15 protein-coding genes are annotated in these 15809 nt (G+C 64.6%); 11 read left to right on the forward strand and 4 right to left on the reverse strand.

Features of this window, described 5'->3' with window-relative positions:
• Window positions 1-63: 63 nt before the first annotated feature.
• From KSS93_RS16450 to KSS93_RS16490, 9 genes are all read left to right on the forward strand, one after another.
• Entirely contained in the window at window positions 64-681 is a 618-nt protein-coding gene (locus tag KSS93_RS16450) for an acyltransferase (RefSeq protein WP_217885048.1), read from the forward strand.
• On the forward strand, window positions 674-1630 hold the full coding sequence (locus tag KSS93_RS16455) for a glycosyltransferase family 2 protein (RefSeq protein WP_217885049.1): 957 nt from the start codon (window positions 674-676) through the stop codon (window positions 1628-1630). Before KSS93_RS16450 ends, KSS93_RS16455 begins: the two co-directional genes overlap by 8 nt.
• A gap of 9 nt (window positions 1631-1639) precedes the next feature.
• The gene (locus KSS93_RS16460) at window positions 1640-2158 is read left to right on the forward strand and encodes a serine O-acetyltransferase (RefSeq protein ID WP_217885050.1); all 519 of its coding nucleotides are present in this window, start codon (window positions 1640-1642) and stop codon (window positions 2156-2158) included.
• A 3-nt stretch (window positions 2159-2161) separates the two neighbouring features.
• Window positions 2162-3139 (forward strand): glycosyltransferase family 2 protein, encoded by a 978-nt coding sequence (locus KSS93_RS16465; RefSeq protein ID WP_217885051.1) that lies wholly within the window; start codon window positions 2162-2164, stop codon window positions 3137-3139.
• 119 nt (window positions 3140-3258) lie between these two features.
• Entirely contained in the window at window positions 3259-4233 is a 975-nt protein-coding gene (locus tag KSS93_RS16470; protein ID WP_217885052.1) for a DUF535 family protein, read from the forward strand.
• Window positions 4234-4266: 33 nt separating this feature from the next.
• Complete coding sequence (locus KSS93_RS16475; protein ID WP_217885053.1) at window positions 4267-5469, forward strand: glycosyltransferase family 4 protein; 1203 nt, start codon at window positions 4267-4269, stop codon at window positions 5467-5469.
• Window positions 5466-6656 carry a glycosyltransferase family 2 protein gene (locus KSS93_RS16480; protein WP_217885054.1) on the forward strand — a complete coding sequence of 397 codons (1191 nt, stop codon included), beginning with the start codon at window positions 5466-5468 and terminating at the stop codon, window positions 6654-6656. Before KSS93_RS16475 ends, KSS93_RS16480 begins: the two co-directional genes overlap by 4 nt.
• On the forward strand, window positions 6653-7396 hold the full coding sequence (locus KSS93_RS16485; protein ID WP_217885055.1) for a WecB/TagA/CpsF family glycosyltransferase: 744 nt from the start codon (window positions 6653-6655) through the stop codon (window positions 7394-7396). The genes KSS93_RS16480 and KSS93_RS16485 overlap by 4 nt, the downstream gene beginning before the upstream one ends.
• 149 nt (window positions 7397-7545) lie before the next feature.
• On the forward strand, window positions 7546-8973 hold the full coding sequence (locus KSS93_RS16490) for an undecaprenyl-phosphate glucose phosphotransferase (RefSeq protein WP_217885056.1): 1428 nt from the start codon (window positions 7546-7548) through the stop codon (window positions 8971-8973).
• A gap of 825 nt (window positions 8974-9798) precedes the next feature.
• Here KSS93_RS16490 and KSS93_RS16495 read toward each other — a convergent pair.
• Window positions 9799-10734 carry a LysR substrate-binding domain-containing protein gene (locus tag KSS93_RS16495; protein ID WP_217838636.1) on the reverse strand — a complete coding sequence of 312 codons (936 nt, stop codon included), beginning with the start codon at window positions 10732-10734 and terminating at the stop codon, window positions 9799-9801.
• A 146-nt stretch (window positions 10735-10880) separates the two neighbouring features.
• On the opposite strand from KSS93_RS16495, the gene KSS93_RS16500 reads away from it, so the two are divergent.
• Complete coding sequence (locus KSS93_RS16500; RefSeq protein WP_217885057.1) at window positions 10881-12257, forward strand: L-serine ammonia-lyase; 1377 nt, start codon at window positions 10881-10883, stop codon at window positions 12255-12257.
• Window positions 12258-12373: 116 nt separating this feature from the next.
• Window positions 12374-13681 (forward strand): serine/threonine transporter, encoded by a 1308-nt coding sequence (locus KSS93_RS16505; RefSeq protein ID WP_217885058.1) that lies wholly within the window; start codon window positions 12374-12376, stop codon window positions 13679-13681.
• Between the two features lie 84 nt (window positions 13682-13765).
• Here KSS93_RS16505 and KSS93_RS16510 read toward each other — a convergent pair whose 3' ends face one another.
• The 3 genes from KSS93_RS16510 to KSS93_RS16520 form a co-directional block, all read right to left on the reverse strand.
• Entirely contained in the window at window positions 13766-14215 is a 450-nt protein-coding gene (locus KSS93_RS16510; protein WP_217885059.1) for a DUF1842 domain-containing protein, read from the reverse strand.
• Between the two features lie 19 nt (window positions 14216-14234).
• Window positions 14235-14828, reverse strand: coding sequence for a DUF1842 domain-containing protein (locus KSS93_RS16515; protein ID WP_217885060.1), 594 nt, complete (start codon window positions 14826-14828; stop codon window positions 14235-14237).
• A 262-nt stretch (window positions 14829-15090) separates the two neighbouring features.
• Complete coding sequence (locus tag KSS93_RS16520; protein WP_217885061.1) at window positions 15091-15771, reverse strand: DUF3313 domain-containing protein; 681 nt, start codon at window positions 15769-15771, stop codon at window positions 15091-15093.
• Window positions 15772-15809 lie beyond the last annotated feature (38 nt).

Consider the following 15809-nt stretch of genomic DNA (forward strand, 5'->3'; position numbering starts at 1 on the left):
TGTTGCGCAATAGCCGACCCAACTCGCCTCAGGGACATTCCACGACCGTGCGAGGCAAGCAGCATGTTTGGATGGATACGCAAGGCACTGGCGAACCACGCCCAGCGCACCGGGCGTGGCGGCCCGGCCTACAAGAAATTCTGCAACCCCACGCCGCGGGCCTGGGGTGAGTACCAGACCAACTGGGGCACCTTCCATTCGGTGGGGGCGAATTTTCACATGAACACCGGCTGCAACGTCACCGACCCGCCGCTGACCCGCATCGGCAGCAATGTGGGGTTGTCGGACTGCACACTGATCGGCCACGACGGGGTGGTCGCGCTGATCGAGCTGGCCTATGGCAAACACCTGGATTCGGTAGGTTTCATCGACATTCGCGACAACTCGTTCGTCGGCCACGGCGCCATCGTCATGCCACGGGTCACCATCGGCCCCAATTCGATCGTGGCTGCCGGCGCCGTCGTGACCAAGGACGTGCCACCCAACACCGTTGTGGGCGGCAACCCGGCCAAGGTCATCTGCAGCACCGACGCGCTGGTCGAGCGCATCGAGGCGCGCTGCGCCGCCTACCCGTGGAACGACTTGCTCGAACAGCGCAAGGGTTCGTTCGACGCTGAGCTTGAGCCGTTGCTGGCCAGGCGCCGGCAGGAATACTTCTTCGGGGAGCCACGCAATGAGTGAAAAACCCGTGGATGTGATGGTGGTCAACTTCAACACCGCAGGCCTGTTGCAACCGATGTTCGACGCCCTGCGCCGCGCCGGCGGCGAGACCTTGGCCAGCTACCTGGTGGTGGACAACGCCTCGGCCGACGACTCGGTGGCGCGCATGGCCCAGGTGTGCCCCGATGCGCTGTTGCTCAGCAATACCCGCAACGTAGGGTTCGGCCGCGCCAACAACCAGTTGCTCGAGCACCTGCGCGGGCGCTATGCGCTGCTGCTCAACACCGATGCCTTCGTTGCCCCCGACAGCCTGGCCAAGACCCTCGACTACATGGATGCCCACCCCGAGTGCGGGGTGCTGGGGGTGCGCCTGGTTGGCCGCGACGGTGACCTGCAGCCGTCATGCCGGTATTTCCCCACGCCGCTGAACGTGTTCGCCAGCCGTACCGGGCTGGGGCGTTTTTTACCTGGCCTGAAGATGGTCGATGAAATGACCTGGGACCACGCCTCGGTGCGTGAATGCGACTGGCTGCCGGGCTGCTTCTACCTGGTGCGCCGCGAGGTGCTGGACCAGGTGGGCCTGTTCGACCCGCGCTATTTCCTCTACTACGAGGAAGTGGACCACTGCAAGCGGGTCAAGGCCGCCGGCTGGAAGGTGGTGTACTACCCGTACACCACGGTGGTGCATATCGGCGGCGAAAGCTCCAAGTCGGTGAGCGAGCTTGAGGCCGCCAGCCGGCAGATCTCGGCTTACCAGATCGAAAGCGAGCTGTTGTATTTCCGCAAGCACCACGGCGTGGCGGGGCTGGCCCTGCACATGCTGCTGGTGTGCCTGGGCGATGCTGTACTGGCACTCAAGGCGCTGCTCAAGGGGCGCGGTTGGCCGGCCATCCACGCCTGCTGGCGGCACACCAAGGCCACCTGGGGGCTGCTGTTCGCCACCCGTTTTGCCAGCCAACCCACACGCTGAGGTGATGCCATGTTCGACAACATCCGCGCCGACTTGCGCGCCCATGGCGGCGACTGGGGCGCCCAGGGCTTCTGGGTGCTGCTGGTGTACCGCTTTGGCCGCTGGCGCTACGGGGTGCGCCCGGCGCTGCTGCGCAAGCTGCTGTCGCTGGTCTACAAAGTGCTGTTCAAGCTGGTGCAGATACTCACCGGGGTGGAGCTGCCGTGCGAAGTGCAGATCGGCCGCAACTTCGTCATCGACCACTTCGGCGGCATCGTGGTCAGTGGCTATGCCCGCTTTGGCGACGACTGCCGCATCCGCAACGGCGTGGTGGTGGGCTTGAAGAACGTCAGCGACCCTTGCGCACCGGTGTTCGGCAACAACGTCGATATCGGCACCGGGGCGAAGATTCTCGGCAACATCCGCATTGGCGACAACGTAGTGATTGGCGCCAACGCCGTGGTGCTGGTGGATGTACCGGACAACTGCCTGGCGGCCGGGGTGCCGGCGGTAGTCAAGGCGCGCAAAACCCGTGAAGTGGCGGTGTAGCCCATGGCGACCGGCATTGGCGTGGTGGTGATCGGCCGCAACGAAGGCCAGCGCCTGCTGCGCTGCCTGGCGTCGTTGGCTGATGCGGCCGAGCAAATCGTCTATGTCGATTCCGGCTCCACCGACGGCTCGGTGCAGCAGGCCCAGGCCTTGGGCGTTGAGGTGTTGGCGCTGGACATGGCCCAGCCGTTCACCGCTGCCCGGGCCCGCAACGAAGGCTTCAACCGGCTGCGCCAGCTGTTGCCCGGCCTGCGCCTGGTGCAATTTGTCGACGGCGACTGCGAGGTGGTTCCGGGCTGGGTGGAGCGCGCCGCAGCGTTTCTTGACGCCCAGCCGCAGGTGGCAGTGGTGTGCGGGCGGCGCCGCGAGCGCCACCCGGAGCGTTCGGTCTATAACCTGTTGTGCGACCTGGAATGGGACACCCCCAGCGGCGAAGCCCGCGCCTGCGGTGGCGATGCGCTGATGCGTGCAGACGCCTTCAGCGCCGTGGGCGGTTACCGCGCCGGGCTGATTGCCGGTGAAGAGCCCGAGCTGTGTGTACGCCTGCGCGCAGCGGGCTGGAAGGTCTGGCGGCTGGATGCCGAGATGACCCTGCACGATGCGGCCATTACCCGCTTCGGCCAGTGGTGGCGGCGCAGCCAGCGCGCCGGTTATGCCTATGCCGAGGGCGCCGCGCTGCATGGCGCGCCGCCCGAGCGGCATTGGCTGCGCGAGTCGCGCCGGGCGTGGTTGTGGGGGTTGGGCATACCGGTGCTGATTGCGCTTGCGTGCATGGTCGTGGGCGCCTGGGGGCTGCTGTTGGCGCTGGTTTACCCGTTGCAGGCCGTGCGCCTGGCGCGCAAGGGCAGCCGCTCGAGGCGGGAGAACCGCTTGCAGGCGGTGTTTCTGGTACTGGGCAAGTTCCCCGAGATGCTTGGGCAGGCGAGGTATGTCTGGCGTCGTATGACTGCGGGTAAAGCGCAGTTGATCGAATACAAGTGATACAGGGCCGGCCTCATCGCCGGCAAGTACGGCGCAGGTTTGAAGGCTATGCGGTACTTGTGGGCGCGGTTTTAGCCGCGAAACAGGCAGCACGGTGCGGTCAGGTTCAAGGGAGGCCTATGTGGGCTAAAACGATCGTTAAAAGCGTGCTCACCCTGCAGCCAGGGTATTCGTTGCGCTCGCTCAAGGGCAGCCTGAGGCTGACCCGGCACATGGTCCGGCAATGGCCGGCGCTCAAACCGTTTTTGCAGCGCATGCACGCCGCGTTGGGCGAGCAGGGCTTCGAGCGGCTGGGCGTCGATTGCATCGGCGTGGTGCACTGGCCCTACATCAGCAAAGGCTGGGAGGCGCCCGAGCGGCTCGAGGCCATTGCCTCGCACTACGAAGTGGTGGCCCGGCAGTTCCCGCGGCTGTTGCTGCTGGGCCGGGAGGAGCGGCTGGTGCTGTGCGATCTTTCCGATTTGTGTGCCGGCAGTTCGCTGGTGCTGGACCGGGCGATCTGGTTCAAGCGTGAAGGGGAACTGGTACTCAACCTGTTTCAGGGTGATCTGCGGGTCGCCTCGCTGGCCTTCACCCTGCGCCAGGTCGATGAAGGCCTGTGCCTGTTCGTGGGCGCGGTGCAGGGCATTCACAAAGGCATCGACAGCGAAACCTCGCTGAACATCTACCGCGAGCTGACCAAGGACTTCGAAGGCCTGCGCCCCCGCAGCCTGTTGCTCGAAGTGCTCAAATGCCTGGCCAGGGCCCTGGGGGCTAGCCACTTGTACGTGGTGGCCGACCAGTACCGGCATCACCGCCACCCGTACTTCGGCCAGGAAAAGGCTCTGGACGTCGCGGCCAACTACGATGTGATCTGGGAAGAGAGCGGTGCGACTCCCTCGTGCCGGGAGGGCTTCTTCAGCCTGGCGCTGCCGGCTACGCAGCGAGCAGCAGAGGATATCCCGGCAAAAAAACGCGCCATGTACCGCCGCCGGCAAGCCTTGCTGGAGGAGGTTTTCGCAAGGCTGGAGGCGATGCTGCCGGGGGGCGGCAACGCGACGGGCAGCACTGCGCCCAGGCCGCTGGGTAGTGCCGTCAGCCTGCAAGGCGACTGAACAACAATCACAAGAACAAGGTGTCGGGGGCTTATGCGTATCGCTTACTTCATCAACCAGTACCCCAAGGTCAGCCACAGTTTCATCCGCCGGGAAATCCTCGCCCTGGAGCGCCAGGGCCTGCAGGTGCAGCGCTTTGCCCTGCGCGGCTGGGACGCCGAACTGCAAGACGCCGAAGACCTCAGCGAGCGTGAGCGCACCCGCTATGTGCTTCAGGGCGGCCTCAAGGGGCTGATGCGGCCCATGCTGCAGGTGCTGCGGGCCGCGCCCAAACGCTTCGGCACGGCACTGTGCCTGGCTTTGCGCGTGGGTTGGCGGGCAGACCGCCCGTGGCCTTACCACCTGGTCTACCTGGCCGAGGCTTGCCAATTGCTGCAGTGGTTGCAGGCGGCCGGCAGCGAGCATGTGCATGCGCATTTCGGCACCAACTCCGCTGAAGTGGTGATGCTGGCCAACGCCTTGGGCGGGCCTGGTTACAGCTTTACCGTGCATGGCCCCGAGGAGTTCGACAAACCACAGTTCCTGCACCTGGGCGAGAAGGTGCGCCGCGCCGCGTTCGTGGTGGCGGTCAGCGACTACGGGCGCAGCCAGCTGTACCGCTGGGTGGCCCACGAGCACTGGGCCAAGGTCAAGGTGGTGCATTGCGGGCTTGAGCGCAGCTTCCACGATGTGCCGCCGGTCCCGGTGCCGGATGTGCCCCGGCTGGTCTGCGTCGGGCGCCTGTGCGAGCAGAAGGGCCAGTTGCTGCTGCTGGAAGCTGCACGGCAGCTGGCGCAGCGTGGCCTGGGCTTTGAACTGGTTTTTGCCGGTGATGGTGAGCTGCGCGGGGCGATCGAGGCGCTGGTGGCCCGGCATGGCTTGCAGGCGCAGGTGCGGATTACCGGCTGGGTCAGCGGCGCGCGGGTGCGCGAGGAGTTTCTGGCTGCCCGCGCCCTGGTGCTGCCCAGCTTCGCCGAGGGGCTACCGGTGGTGATCATGGAGGCCATGGCCTTGCGTCGGCCGGTGCTGACCACCTACGTGGCGGGCATCCCCGAGCTGGTTCAGCCTGGCGAAAATGGCTGGTTGTTCCCGGCAGGCTCAGTCGAGGCGCTGGTCGAGGCGCTGGCCGCGTGCCTGGCGACGCCTGTGGCGAGGCTGCAGGCCATGGGCGAGGCGGCGCATGAGCGGGTGACCGAGCGCCACGCCATCGACACCGAAGCGGCCCGGCTGGCCCAGCTGTTCAGGGGATCGCCATGACGATGCTGCTGGCTTGGCTGTTGGCGGCACTGGCCCTGCTCATGCTGCTGCCGGTGTTGGTGCTGTTGGCCCAGGTACTGCTTGCCTGCCTGCCGATGCGCTCGCCGCCGCTTGCCCCGGGGGGGCGTGGCCCCTTGGCGGTGCTGGTGCCGGCGCATGACGAGGCGGCGGTGATCCGCGCGACGTTGGCCTGCATCCGCCTGCAACTGCTTGAGGGGGACCGCTTGCTGGTGGTGGCCGACAACTGCAGCGACGACACCGCGGCCCTGGCCCGGGCCTGTGGCGCCGAAGTGGTAGAGCGCAGCGATGCGCAGCACCGCGGCAAGGGCTATGCCCTGGACTACGGCGTACGCCACCTGGCAGCGGCACCGCCGCAGGTGCTGGTGATCATCGATGCTGATTGCCAGGTGGGCGAGGGCGCCATCGACCGTCTGGCGCGCAGCTGCCTGGCCAGCGAACGCCCGGTCCAGGCCTTGTACCTGATGCGTGCGCCGGCCGGCGCCGGGCTGAAGGTGCTGGTTGCCGAGTTCGCCTGGCGGGTAAAGAACCTGGTGCGGCCGCGGGGTTGGGCGCGGCTGGGCTTGCCCTGCCAGCTGATGGGCGCGGGCATGGCCTTTTTGTGGCGCGACCTGGCCAAGGTCGAGCTGGCCAGCGGGCACCTGGTCGAAGACCTCAAGTTGGGCCTGGACTTCTGCCGCCAGGGCAAGCCGCCGCTGTTCTGCCCCGAGGCGCTGGTCAGCAGCCAGTTCCCCGGCAGCGACGAGGGTCTGAGCAGCCAGCGCAAACGCTGGGAGCATGGCCACCTGGGGGTGGTACTGGCCGACGCGCCACGGCTGCTGGCAACCGCAGTGACTCAGGGTAACGGCCGCTTGCTGGCCATGGCTCTTGACTTGCTGGTGCCGCCGCTGGCGTTGCTTAGCTTGCTGTCGGTGGCCACTTTCCTGCTGTGTTGGCTGGCCTTCGTGGCCTTCGGCGTGCTGGCCCCGGCACTGCTGGCCACGCTCGCGCTGGTGCTGCTGGGCTCATCGGTAGTGCTGGCCTGGGCGCGCTTTGCCCGGGAGCAGATCGCCTTCTCGGTGCTGCTTTACGCGCCGCTGTACGCGATGAAGAAGATCCCCCTGTACCTGGGCTTTCTGATTCGCCGCCAGGTCGAGTGGGTGCGGTCGAAACGGGATGACGACCAATGAGCCGAGGTGACTGGCAAGGCCGCTGGGCGGTGATTCTGGACAAGCTGCTCTTGGTAGGTGATGGCGCGCAAGAGCAGGGCGTGCTCGATGCACTGAGCCACCCCGCAGCGCCGACGGTGCTGGGGTTCGTCAATGCCCATGCACTCAACCTGGTCGCAAGCGACAGCCGCTATGCCGCCTCGCTGTCGGCCGCCGACTTGTTGCTGCGCGACGGTGGCGGCATGGCGATCCTGTTGCGCCGGCTGGGCCGTGAGCCTGGGCTGAACATGAACGGCACCGACCTGATCCCGCGCCTGTTGCTGGCCTACCAGGGCCGGCGAGTGGCGTTCTGGGGCACCCGCGAGCCCTACCTGAGCCAGGCGGCAGCCCATTGCCAGGCGCGTTACGGGGTGGACATCGTCTCGCAACACGAAGGTTTTGCCGACACCGATACCTACCTGGCGCTGGCCCGGCGTTTGCAGCCGGAGCTGATCGTGCTGGGCATGGGCATGCCCAGGCAGGAAGCCGTGGCCGCAAGCCTTGCCGCCCTGGGCCAGCCGTGCCTGATCGTGTGCGGCGGGGCGATTCTGGACTTTCTTGGCGGCAAGGTCAGCCGCGCGCCGCGCTGGCTGCGCCGGCTGGGCGGTGAGTGGCTGTACCGCCTGGCCAGGGAGCCGCGGCGCCTGTTCATGCGCTATGTGGTGGGCAACCCGCTGTTTTTGCTGCGTACGGTGTTTTACCTGCGTTACAGACCGCGATGAACGCGGGGTACTGCTACAGTGATATCAACCGCCCCGGCACTCCGTGCACCAGCCTCGCAAGCGTTGAATGAAGCGCCAGCAGCCTGGTCCGGCAAGGCTTTGCCCTGGGGCCAGAATGCTGGCGACGCTCATTTCGACGAGGCCTGACAATGGTGTTCGAACCCCGCAGCAGCCGTGCATTGCTCCAGCGCAGAAGCAGCGTCAGCAACGCCATCCAGGCGGGCCTGGACGGCATCGCCGTCACCGGTGTCGCCTGGTACCTGATTTACCAGGAGATCGGCTACCTCACCTCCGACTACGTCATCATGCTGTTGCTGTTAATCGGTGCACTGGCGGTGATCTACGACCACTACGCCATCTACCGCACCAACGTCGGCCTGACGGTCAAGGCGTTTCGGCTGTTCAAGGCCTGGTCGGCGACCTTCTGCTTCCTGGTGGTCATGGCCTTTCTCACCAAGCAGAGCGAAACCTATTCACGCTTGCTGGTGGCGAAGCTGTTCGTCATCGGCTATTTCGCGCAGTTGTTTTTGCACATTGCAGTGCGTGAGGTGCAGAAGCGCTTCATGGCCCATGCCTACCGTATGGAGAACGCGCTGATCATCGGCGCGGGTGACCTGGCGAATTTTTTGTACCAGAAAATCAGCAACAACCCCTGGCTGGGGGAGCGGGTAGTTGGCTGCGTGCTGCTTGACCAGGACGGCGAGCAGGCGAGCATCACCACCGGGGAGGGCAAGGAGCCGTTGCCGGTACTGGGCAAGATCGAGGACCTCGATGCCATTGTCACCCAGCATGCCATCCGCACGGTGTACCTGGTGACGCCACTGGCGGGCTCCGAGGTGATCAACGACGTGTACCTGAAACTTTTGGAAAAGTGCATTGCGGTGAACTGGGTGCCAGACATTTTCTCCCTGCGCCTGATCAACCACAGCGTGCGCGAGATTGCCGGCATTCCGGTGCTGACACTTTCGGAAACGCCGCTGACCGGCATGAGCCTGTTCCTCAAGAACATCGAGGACCGGGTGCTGGCGGCGCTGATTCTGCTGGGCATCTCGCCGATCCTGCTGGTGCTGGCGGTGGTGATCAAGCTCGATAGCCCGGGGCCGGTGTTTTTCCGTCAGGAGCGTATGGGTTGGACAGGTGAGTCGTTCCGTATCTGGAAATTTCGCAGCATGAAGGTGCATCAGCCTGAGGCCGGGGTGCTCCAGCAGGCGCAGAAGAACGACCCGCGGCTGACGCGCATCGGGGCGTTCATTCGCCGAACCAGCCTTGACGAGTTGCCGCAGCTGTTCAACGTGCTGACCGGCGAGATGTCGCTGGTGGGGCCGCGGCCCCATGCGCTGCAGCATGACACGCAGTATTCGCAGGATATCGTCGACTACTTTGCCCGGCACAATATCAAGCCGGGGATGACCGGGTTGGCGCAGGTACGGGGGTTTCGGGGGGAGACCAAGGATATTGCGCAGATGATCCAGCGGGTTAATTCGGATATCGAGTACATCAACAATTGGTCGTTGTGGTTGGACTTTGTGATTTTGGTAAGGACGTTGAATGCTTTTACTGGGAAGCAGGCTTATTGAGTTGGGTTTTCTGGTTTTGTACGTTGTTGGCTTGTTGGCTTGTTGGCTTGTTGGTTTTGAAAGTTTTATGCGCATTCATTATTTGTAGTGACGCTTATTCACCTTTCCGCCCTTACGGCGGGTAACTTTTTGAAGGATCAAAAAGTCACCAAAAAATCCTCGCTCCATTCATACGGCCCCTGCGCTTCGCTCCGGGGTTCCCTCACTCCGGGCTTGCTCCGGGGGTACGCGCCGACGGGCCGTCCCTGGCCCGATCGGCGCTCGACCGGCATCCATGCCGGTCGCCCCCCTACGCAATCCCTGCGTTCGGCCTCCTGAAGTCGCGAAGTTAGGGGCGGCGCCTGGGCTGGCGCAGCTAACCGCTAGTTACCACCGTGGGAACTCAGGCTCGCCCCGCGATTGCGTCAGAATAAACAACACATCAATAACAATTAAACCAATATCCCAGCTCTTGATCTGGCTCTTGATCTGGCTCTTGATCTTGCTTCTAAGCGCGCGGTAGTTCAGGCAACACAAATCGCGACTTCAGGAGGCCGAGTGTAGGGCTTGCGTAGGAGGGCGACCGGCATGGATGCCGGTCGAGCGCCGATCGGGCCAGGGACGGCCCGTCGGCGCGTCCCTCCGGAGCAAGCCCGGAGCGAGGGAACCCCCGAAGCGCAGCGTAGGGGGCCGGATGATGGGAGCAGGCGGTTTTGCTTACTTTTGCCAAGACAAAAGTAAGCCGCCGTAAGGGCGGAAAGGTGACGAAAAGCGCTCATCGTCAATGAATGCGCATACATCTCCCAAAGCAATCACCATAAAGCCCCAAACCCAAACCCCAAAAACCTACCCCATCGGATGCAAAACCCTGAACCCCTGCGCCTCCTCAACCAACCAGTCATGCACCGCCCGAGCCCCCGGCTGGGTAAGCCCCCCCGGCGGATACAGCAACACATAGCGCTTGTGGTTGGCGATCGGCACCCCAAACGGCACGATCAACGCCCCACGCTCCAGCTCGTCATTGAGCAAAGTCCGCCGGGCAATGGCCACGCCAATCCCGGCGATCGCCGCCTCGATGGTCAAATGGTTGCGATTGAACGTATGCCCGCGCCGCACATCCAGCCCACCCGCGCCAATACCCGCCAGGTAGAACTCCCACTCCGCATACTCCGAACTGCCGCGCCAGGCGGTGATGTCATGCAGCAGCGGATAGTGCACCAGGTCCGCCGGCCCGTGCAGCGGCGGCCGCCCGCGCAACAGGGCAGGCGAGCAGACCGGGAAAATCTGCTCGTCCAGCAGCGGGGTCGACAGCATGCCCGGGTAGCTGCCGTCGTTGAGGTCGATGGCCAGGTCGAAGTCCTGCGGGTGCAGCGCCTGGTTGCTGTCCTCCGCGACCAGGCGCAGCTCGATGTCCGGGTAGCGCTGCTGGAACCGCGGCAACCGCGGGGTCAGCCATTTGGCCAGAAACGACGGGATCGAACGCAGGCGCAAAGTGCCGCGGATCTCGCCGGCATCCAGGCGCAGCAGCTCGGCCTCGATGCTGCCGTAAGCCTCGGCCACGGTCTGCGCCAACCGCTGACCCTCCGCAGTCAACTCCACCCCCCGGGCCTTGCGCAGGAACAGCCGAAAGCCCAGGCGCTCCTCCAGCTGGCGCATCTGTTGGCTGACCGCACCGGGGGTAATGTGCAGCTCCTCGGCGCAGCGGGTGAACGACAGGTGTCGGGCCGCGCACGCGAATACATGCAACCACACGTACACCTGGCCGTTGAGTTGGCCCTTCATGGTTTAGTCCTGCTAAAGGCTTGTGTAGGAACTTTCGTTGGTCATCGACCCAGGAGCGCGTCAGTATCGCCCAAGTTGGCAATACCGCTCAAATTTCTCAAAGCGCCGTGGACCAGCGGTTTTTACCATCCCGGCAAGGCATTAGCATGGCTATCAGTGTTTTCGACCTTTTCAAGATTGGCATCGGCCCGTCCAGCTCCCATACCGTCGGCCCCATGCGCGCTGCGGCGACCTTCGCCCAGGCACTGCGCGAGCGTGGCCTGCTGGCACAGGTGGCCCGTGTAGAGGTGCGCCTGTACGGCTCGTTGTCGGCCACCGGGGTTGGCCACGCCACCGACCGCGCCTGCCTGCTGGGCCTGATGGGGCAATGGCCGGATCGCATCGACCCGCACAGCATCGAGCCACGCATCGACCAGTTGATGCAGGAGCAGTGCCTGATGCTCGATGGCCGCCAGCCGGTCGAATTCCAGTACAGCCGCGACATGCGCCTGCTGGACGAAAACCTGCCGTACCACCCCAACGCCATGACCCTGGAAAGCTTCGACGGGCAGGGCAGCCAGTTCAGCCAGACCTACTACTCCATCGGCGGCGGCTTCATCATCGAAGCTGCCGAGATCGATGCGCCTGCCGATGGCGCCAGCCAGGTCGAACTGCCCTACGAATTCAACAGCGGCGCCGAGCTGCTGGCCCTGTGCAAACAGCACAACTTGAGCGTCAGCCAGCTGATGATGGCCAACGAACGCGCCTGGCGCAGCGAAGCCGAGGTGCGTGAAGGCTTGCTGAAGATCTGGGCGGCCATGGGCGAGTGCGTGGCCAACGGCCTGCGCAACGAGGGCATTCTGCCGGGCGGGCTCAGGGTCAAGCGCCGCGCCGCCAAGCTGCACCGCAGCCTGCAGGAACTGGGCAAACCCAACGTGATCGGCTCGACCCTGAACGCGATGGAGTGGGTGAACCTGTTCGCCCTGGCGGTCAACGAAGAAAACGCCGCCGGCGGGCGCATGGTCACCGCGCCCACCAATGGCGCGGCGGGCATCATCCCGGCAGTGCTGCATTACTACATGAAGTTCAACCCCGAAGCCTGCGATGACGACGTGGTGGCGTTTCTGCTCGCCGCTGCTGCCGTGGGCATTTTGTGCAAGAAAAACGCTTCGATTTCCGGTGCCGAAGTGGGCTGCCAGGGCGAGGTGGGCTCGGCCTGTTCCATGGCCGCTGCGGGCCTGGCCGAAGTGCTGGGTGCCACACCGGCGCAGCTGGAAAATGCCGCCGAAATTGCCCTCGAGCACAACCTTGGCCTGACCTGCGACCCGGTCGGTGGCCTGGTGCAGGTGCCGTGCATCGAGCGCAACGCCATTGCCGCAGTCAAGGCCATCAACGCCGTGCAGATGGCGCTGCGCGGTGACGGCGAGCACTTCATTTCCCTCGACCGGGTGATCCGCACCATGCGCGACACCGGCGCCGACATGCACGCCAATTACAAGGAAACCTCCCGCGGCGGCCTGGCCGTGGCCTTCGTCGAATGCTGAAACCCCTATCGCGGGGCAAGCGCGCTCCCACGAGCCATGAGTTCCGTGGGAGCGGGCTTGCCCCGCGATAGGGCCCTCGCAACACCCGCAACAAAAACAACTACAAGGCGATATCAATGACTGATGCACACAGCACCACGACCGTTCGTGCGGATTCGGCTGCCCAGGCTGCGGCCCAAGGCTCGACCACCTGGAACCGCCACGACACCACCTGGGCCCTTGGCCTGTACGGCACAGCCATCGGTGCCGGCACCCTGTTCCTGCCGATCAACGCCGGGGTAGGCGGCTTCTGGCCGCTGCTGATTCTCGCGCTGCTGGCCTTCCCCATGACCTTCTTCGCCCACAGGGCGCTGACCCGCTTCGTGCTGTCCGGGCGCAAGGGTGGCAGCGAAGACATCACCGAAGTAGTGGAAGAGCACTTCGGCGTGGGCGCCGGCAAGCTCATCACCTTGCTGTACTTCTTCGCCATCTTTCCCATCCTGCTGGTGTACAGCGTGGCGCTGACCAACACCCTGACCAGCTTCCTCGAACACCAGTTGCACCTGAACGCGCCGCCCCGCGCCTTGCTGGCACTGCTGCTGATCTGCGGGCTGATGATCATCGTGCGCTGCGGCCAGCAACTGATCGTCAAGGCCATGAGCCTGTTGGTGTACCCCTTCGTCGCCTCGTTGCTGCTGCTGGCGGTGAGCCTGGTGCCGAACTGGAACGGCGCCTTCTTCGCCCAGGCCAGCGAAGGCTTGAGCGTCTCGAAGCTGCTTTTGACCCTTTGGCTGGCCATTCCGGTGATGGTGTTCTCGTTCAACCACTCACCGATCATCTCGGCGTTTGCCGTTGACCAGAAGCACCGCTATGGCGCCGACGCCGACCGCAAGAGCGGCCGCACCCTGGCCACCGCCCACGTGATGATGGTGCTGACGGTGATGTTCTTCTGCTTCAGTTGCGTACTCGCCCTGAGCCCGGCCGACCTGAGCGCGGCCAAGGCGCAGAACATCTCGATCCTGTCGTACCTGGCCAACCACTTCCAGACCCCGGTAATCGCCTTCGTCGCGCCACTGATCGCGCTGGTGGCCATCACCAAGTCGTTCCTCGGCCACTACATCGGTGCCAGCGAGGGCTTTCAGGGCATGATCGTCAAAAGCCTGCGCGGGCGCGGCAAAAGCTGGCCGGCCAAGCGCCTGGAGCGCGCCACGGCATTGTTCATGGTGCTGACCTGCTGGGCGGTGGCGACCCTCAACCCAAGTATTCTCGGGCTGATCGAGAGCCTCGGCGGGCCGGTGATTGCCTGTTTGCTGTTCCTCATGCCGATGTACGCGGTGCACAAGGTGCCGGCGCTGCGCCAGTATTCGGGCCGGCTGTCGAATGTGTTCGTGGTACTGGTCGGGTTGATCACGCTGTCGGCGATCGCCTACAGCCTGGTTGTTTGAGCCAAAAATGAATCGCGGGGCAAGCCCGCTCCCACGCCTAAATTGCAGCGTGGGAGCGGGCTTGCCCCGCGATCGTTTTTCAGATCAGGCGCTTTCCAGGTGCTTGATCGCCGCCTTCAGGCGTTCGCCAGGCTGGCGCTGATGGACGATGTCCGGTGCCTTGCGCACCACGCCGTGCTGGTCGACCCAGTGGCCCTGGATGAAATACCGGTAAGTGGCAGTGCCCTTGTTCCAGCCATTATCCAGCAGCCCCTGCAGGTGGAAGGTCTGGGCGATCTGGCTGAGCGGGCCGCTGGGGCTGCCGTCCAGGTGCAGCACGATCGACGGCGCGCCTGTAGGGGCGAACGGCAGCTCGCTGTAGCTGCCCCACACATCGGCATGGAAGTTCACCACCGGGTAGGTGGCCTGGGAAGTGCGGGCAGTACCGGTGACTTTCTTCTGCACCACGTTCACCAGCAGGTCGAGGGTAAGTACCGGGGCGCCGAGCTGCCCGGTGCTGACGTTCAGGCGGGTATGGAAAAGACCGATGGCCATGCTGATTCTCCTTGCCTGTTCAGGCTTTTTTGGCGGCCTTGGCGGCCGGGCTCTTGGTCGATGCGATGGCTTGGTCCAGGGCCTTGCCCACGGCGCCGCTGGCCAGTTGCTTGAGCTGGGCGACATCACCGGTGGCGATGGCCGCTTCCAGGGTGGCGCTGTGCAGCTCGTGCTGCTGGTCGACACCGGCCAGTTGCTGGATGCGCTGGCCTTCCAGCACCGCCGGCACCTTCTCCAGCACCACCCAACGCTGGCTGTTGTAATAGCGGTAGTTGGTTACGCCGCGCTGCCAGTCCAGGTCCAGCAGCAGGTGCAGGTCGAACTGTTGCGCCGAGTTGGCATGTGGCCCGCCCTGGTTGCCACGGGCGGTCAGCAGGATGCGGCCTTCGCCTGGTGGCTGCACGGTGAGGTAGGTGTAGGTGCCCCACACGTCCAGGTGCAGATCCAGCGGCGGGTTGGTGGCCTGGGTGATCACCGCGGTGCCACGCACGCTGCGGTCGGGGGTGTAGACCAGCAGGTCCAGTTGCAAGCGTTGCGCGCCCGCCTGGCCGGTGGTGATCAGGTAGGACACCGGGAACAGGCCGGCAGGTGGTGGGATAAGCGCTTCAGACATGATTGCCTCCAATGCATTCGATGGATGAACGACAAATCGATACCGATGCATGCACAGGCGGGCGAAAAAGGCGGGGGAGCGGGGGAGACCGGGCGTGGATGAGGCTTGCCCGGTGCGAGCGGCTGTTGGCAGCCGGCTTGTGCAGCCATCCCTGGTACGCAGTGCCGCCTGCCTGGCAGCCCGCTTGAGTAAAGCAGGGCGGCCAGGCAGTGATGGCATTTTTACAGCATGTCCGACGAGCGGTCAGAAGCGGACTGCGTGGTCACTTTTTCGCTTTCTGTTGCAGGCTGACGAAACTGCGGCGCATGTCGCTGGCCCAGCCGTCCAGCACCGGTTTTACGTCGTTCAGGGTCAGCTTCTGGGTGTCGTTCTCCAGCTCCTTGCCGCTGCCCTTGCGCACCACCTGGGCCAGGACCTTCTGGTTGCTGCCATCGAGGAATGCCGCTTCGACGGCGATATCCACGTCCTGATCGCGCCCGCCGGCGGCGGTGTTCACCGCGGCAGCCACCAGGGCGATAGGGATCACCTCGTAGGGTTTTAGCCCTTGGGTACTGGTGGACACTGCAGTGATGGCCGGGCGTACCACGATGGTGTCCGGGCCGGGCGCCTTGACCAGCGTCAGCACGCTACCCAGCTCGCGGCGCATGGCTTCGTTGAAGTAGCGGGTGATGTCCTGCAGGGTTTGCGCCGAGATCACCTCGGTAGGTTGCGGCTTGGGGTAGAACTGGCTCGGCTCGATGAATACCTTGGTGTACTGGCTGGCCTTGATGTCCGGGTCGATCCAGCGCATTACCGGCGCACCAGAGACGCTTTCGGCCGGCTTCAGGCGGCTGTAGTCCTTGAGAAAGCCTGAGTAGTCCTTGGGGTCGACGCGGTTGCTGGAACAGGCAACCAGGGCCAGCAGGGCAGCGCACAGCAGGGTGGCGCGAGGCAGTTGCTTCATGATGGGAGGCTTCCATGAGGGGAGAGGCCAGAACAACG

This window comes from Pseudomonas xanthosomatis, assembly GCF_019139835.1.
Lineage (GTDB): Bacteria > Pseudomonadota > Gammaproteobacteria > Pseudomonadales > Pseudomonadaceae > Aquipseudomonas > Aquipseudomonas fakonensis.

Excerpts from the sequence above, each read along its gene's own strand:
- KSS93_RS16450 (WP_217885048.1), top strand. The coding sequence starts at position 64 with ATGTTTGGATGGATACGCAAGGCACTGGCGAACCACGCCCAGCGCACC.
- KSS93_RS16455 (WP_217885049.1), top strand. The coding sequence starts at position 674 with ATGAGTGAAAAACCCGTGGATGTGATGGTGGTCAACTTCAACACCGCA.
- KSS93_RS16460 (WP_217885050.1), top strand. The coding sequence starts at position 1,640 with ATGTTCGACAACATCCGCGCCGACTTGCGCGCCCATGGCGGCGACTGG.
- KSS93_RS16465 (WP_217885051.1), top strand. The coding sequence starts at position 2,162 with ATGGCGACCGGCATTGGCGTGGTGGTGATCGGCCGCAACGAAGGCCAG.
- KSS93_RS16470 (WP_217885052.1), top strand. The coding sequence starts at position 3,259 with ATGTGGGCTAAAACGATCGTTAAAAGCGTGCTCACCCTGCAGCCAGGG.
- KSS93_RS16475 (WP_217885053.1), top strand. The coding sequence starts at position 4,267 with ATGCGTATCGCTTACTTCATCAACCAGTACCCCAAGGTCAGCCACAGT.
- KSS93_RS16480 (WP_217885054.1), top strand. The coding sequence starts at position 5,466 with ATGACGATGCTGCTGGCTTGGCTGTTGGCGGCACTGGCCCTGCTCATG.
- KSS93_RS16485 (WP_217885055.1), top strand. The coding sequence starts at position 6,653 with ATGAGCCGAGGTGACTGGCAAGGCCGCTGGGCGGTGATTCTGGACAAG.
- KSS93_RS16490 (WP_217885056.1), top strand. The coding sequence starts at position 7,546 with ATGGTGTTCGAACCCCGCAGCAGCCGTGCATTGCTCCAGCGCAGAAGC.
- KSS93_RS16495 (WP_217838636.1), bottom strand. The coding sequence starts at position 10,734 with ATGAAGGGCCAACTCAACGGCCAGGTGTACGTGTGGTTGCATGTATTC.
- KSS93_RS16500 (WP_217885057.1), top strand. The coding sequence starts at position 10,881 with ATGGCTATCAGTGTTTTCGACCTTTTCAAGATTGGCATCGGCCCGTCC.
- KSS93_RS16505 (WP_217885058.1), top strand. The coding sequence starts at position 12,374 with ATGACTGATGCACACAGCACCACGACCGTTCGTGCGGATTCGGCTGCC.
- KSS93_RS16510 (WP_217885059.1), bottom strand. The coding sequence starts at position 14,215 with ATGGCCATCGGTCTTTTCCATACCCGCCTGAACGTCAGCACCGGGCAG.
- KSS93_RS16515 (WP_217885060.1), bottom strand. The coding sequence starts at position 14,828 with ATGTCTGAAGCGCTTATCCCACCACCTGCCGGCCTGTTCCCGGTGTCC.
- KSS93_RS16520 (WP_217885061.1), bottom strand. The coding sequence starts at position 15,771 with ATGAAGCAACTGCCTCGCGCCACCCTGCTGTGCGCTGCCCTGCTGGCC.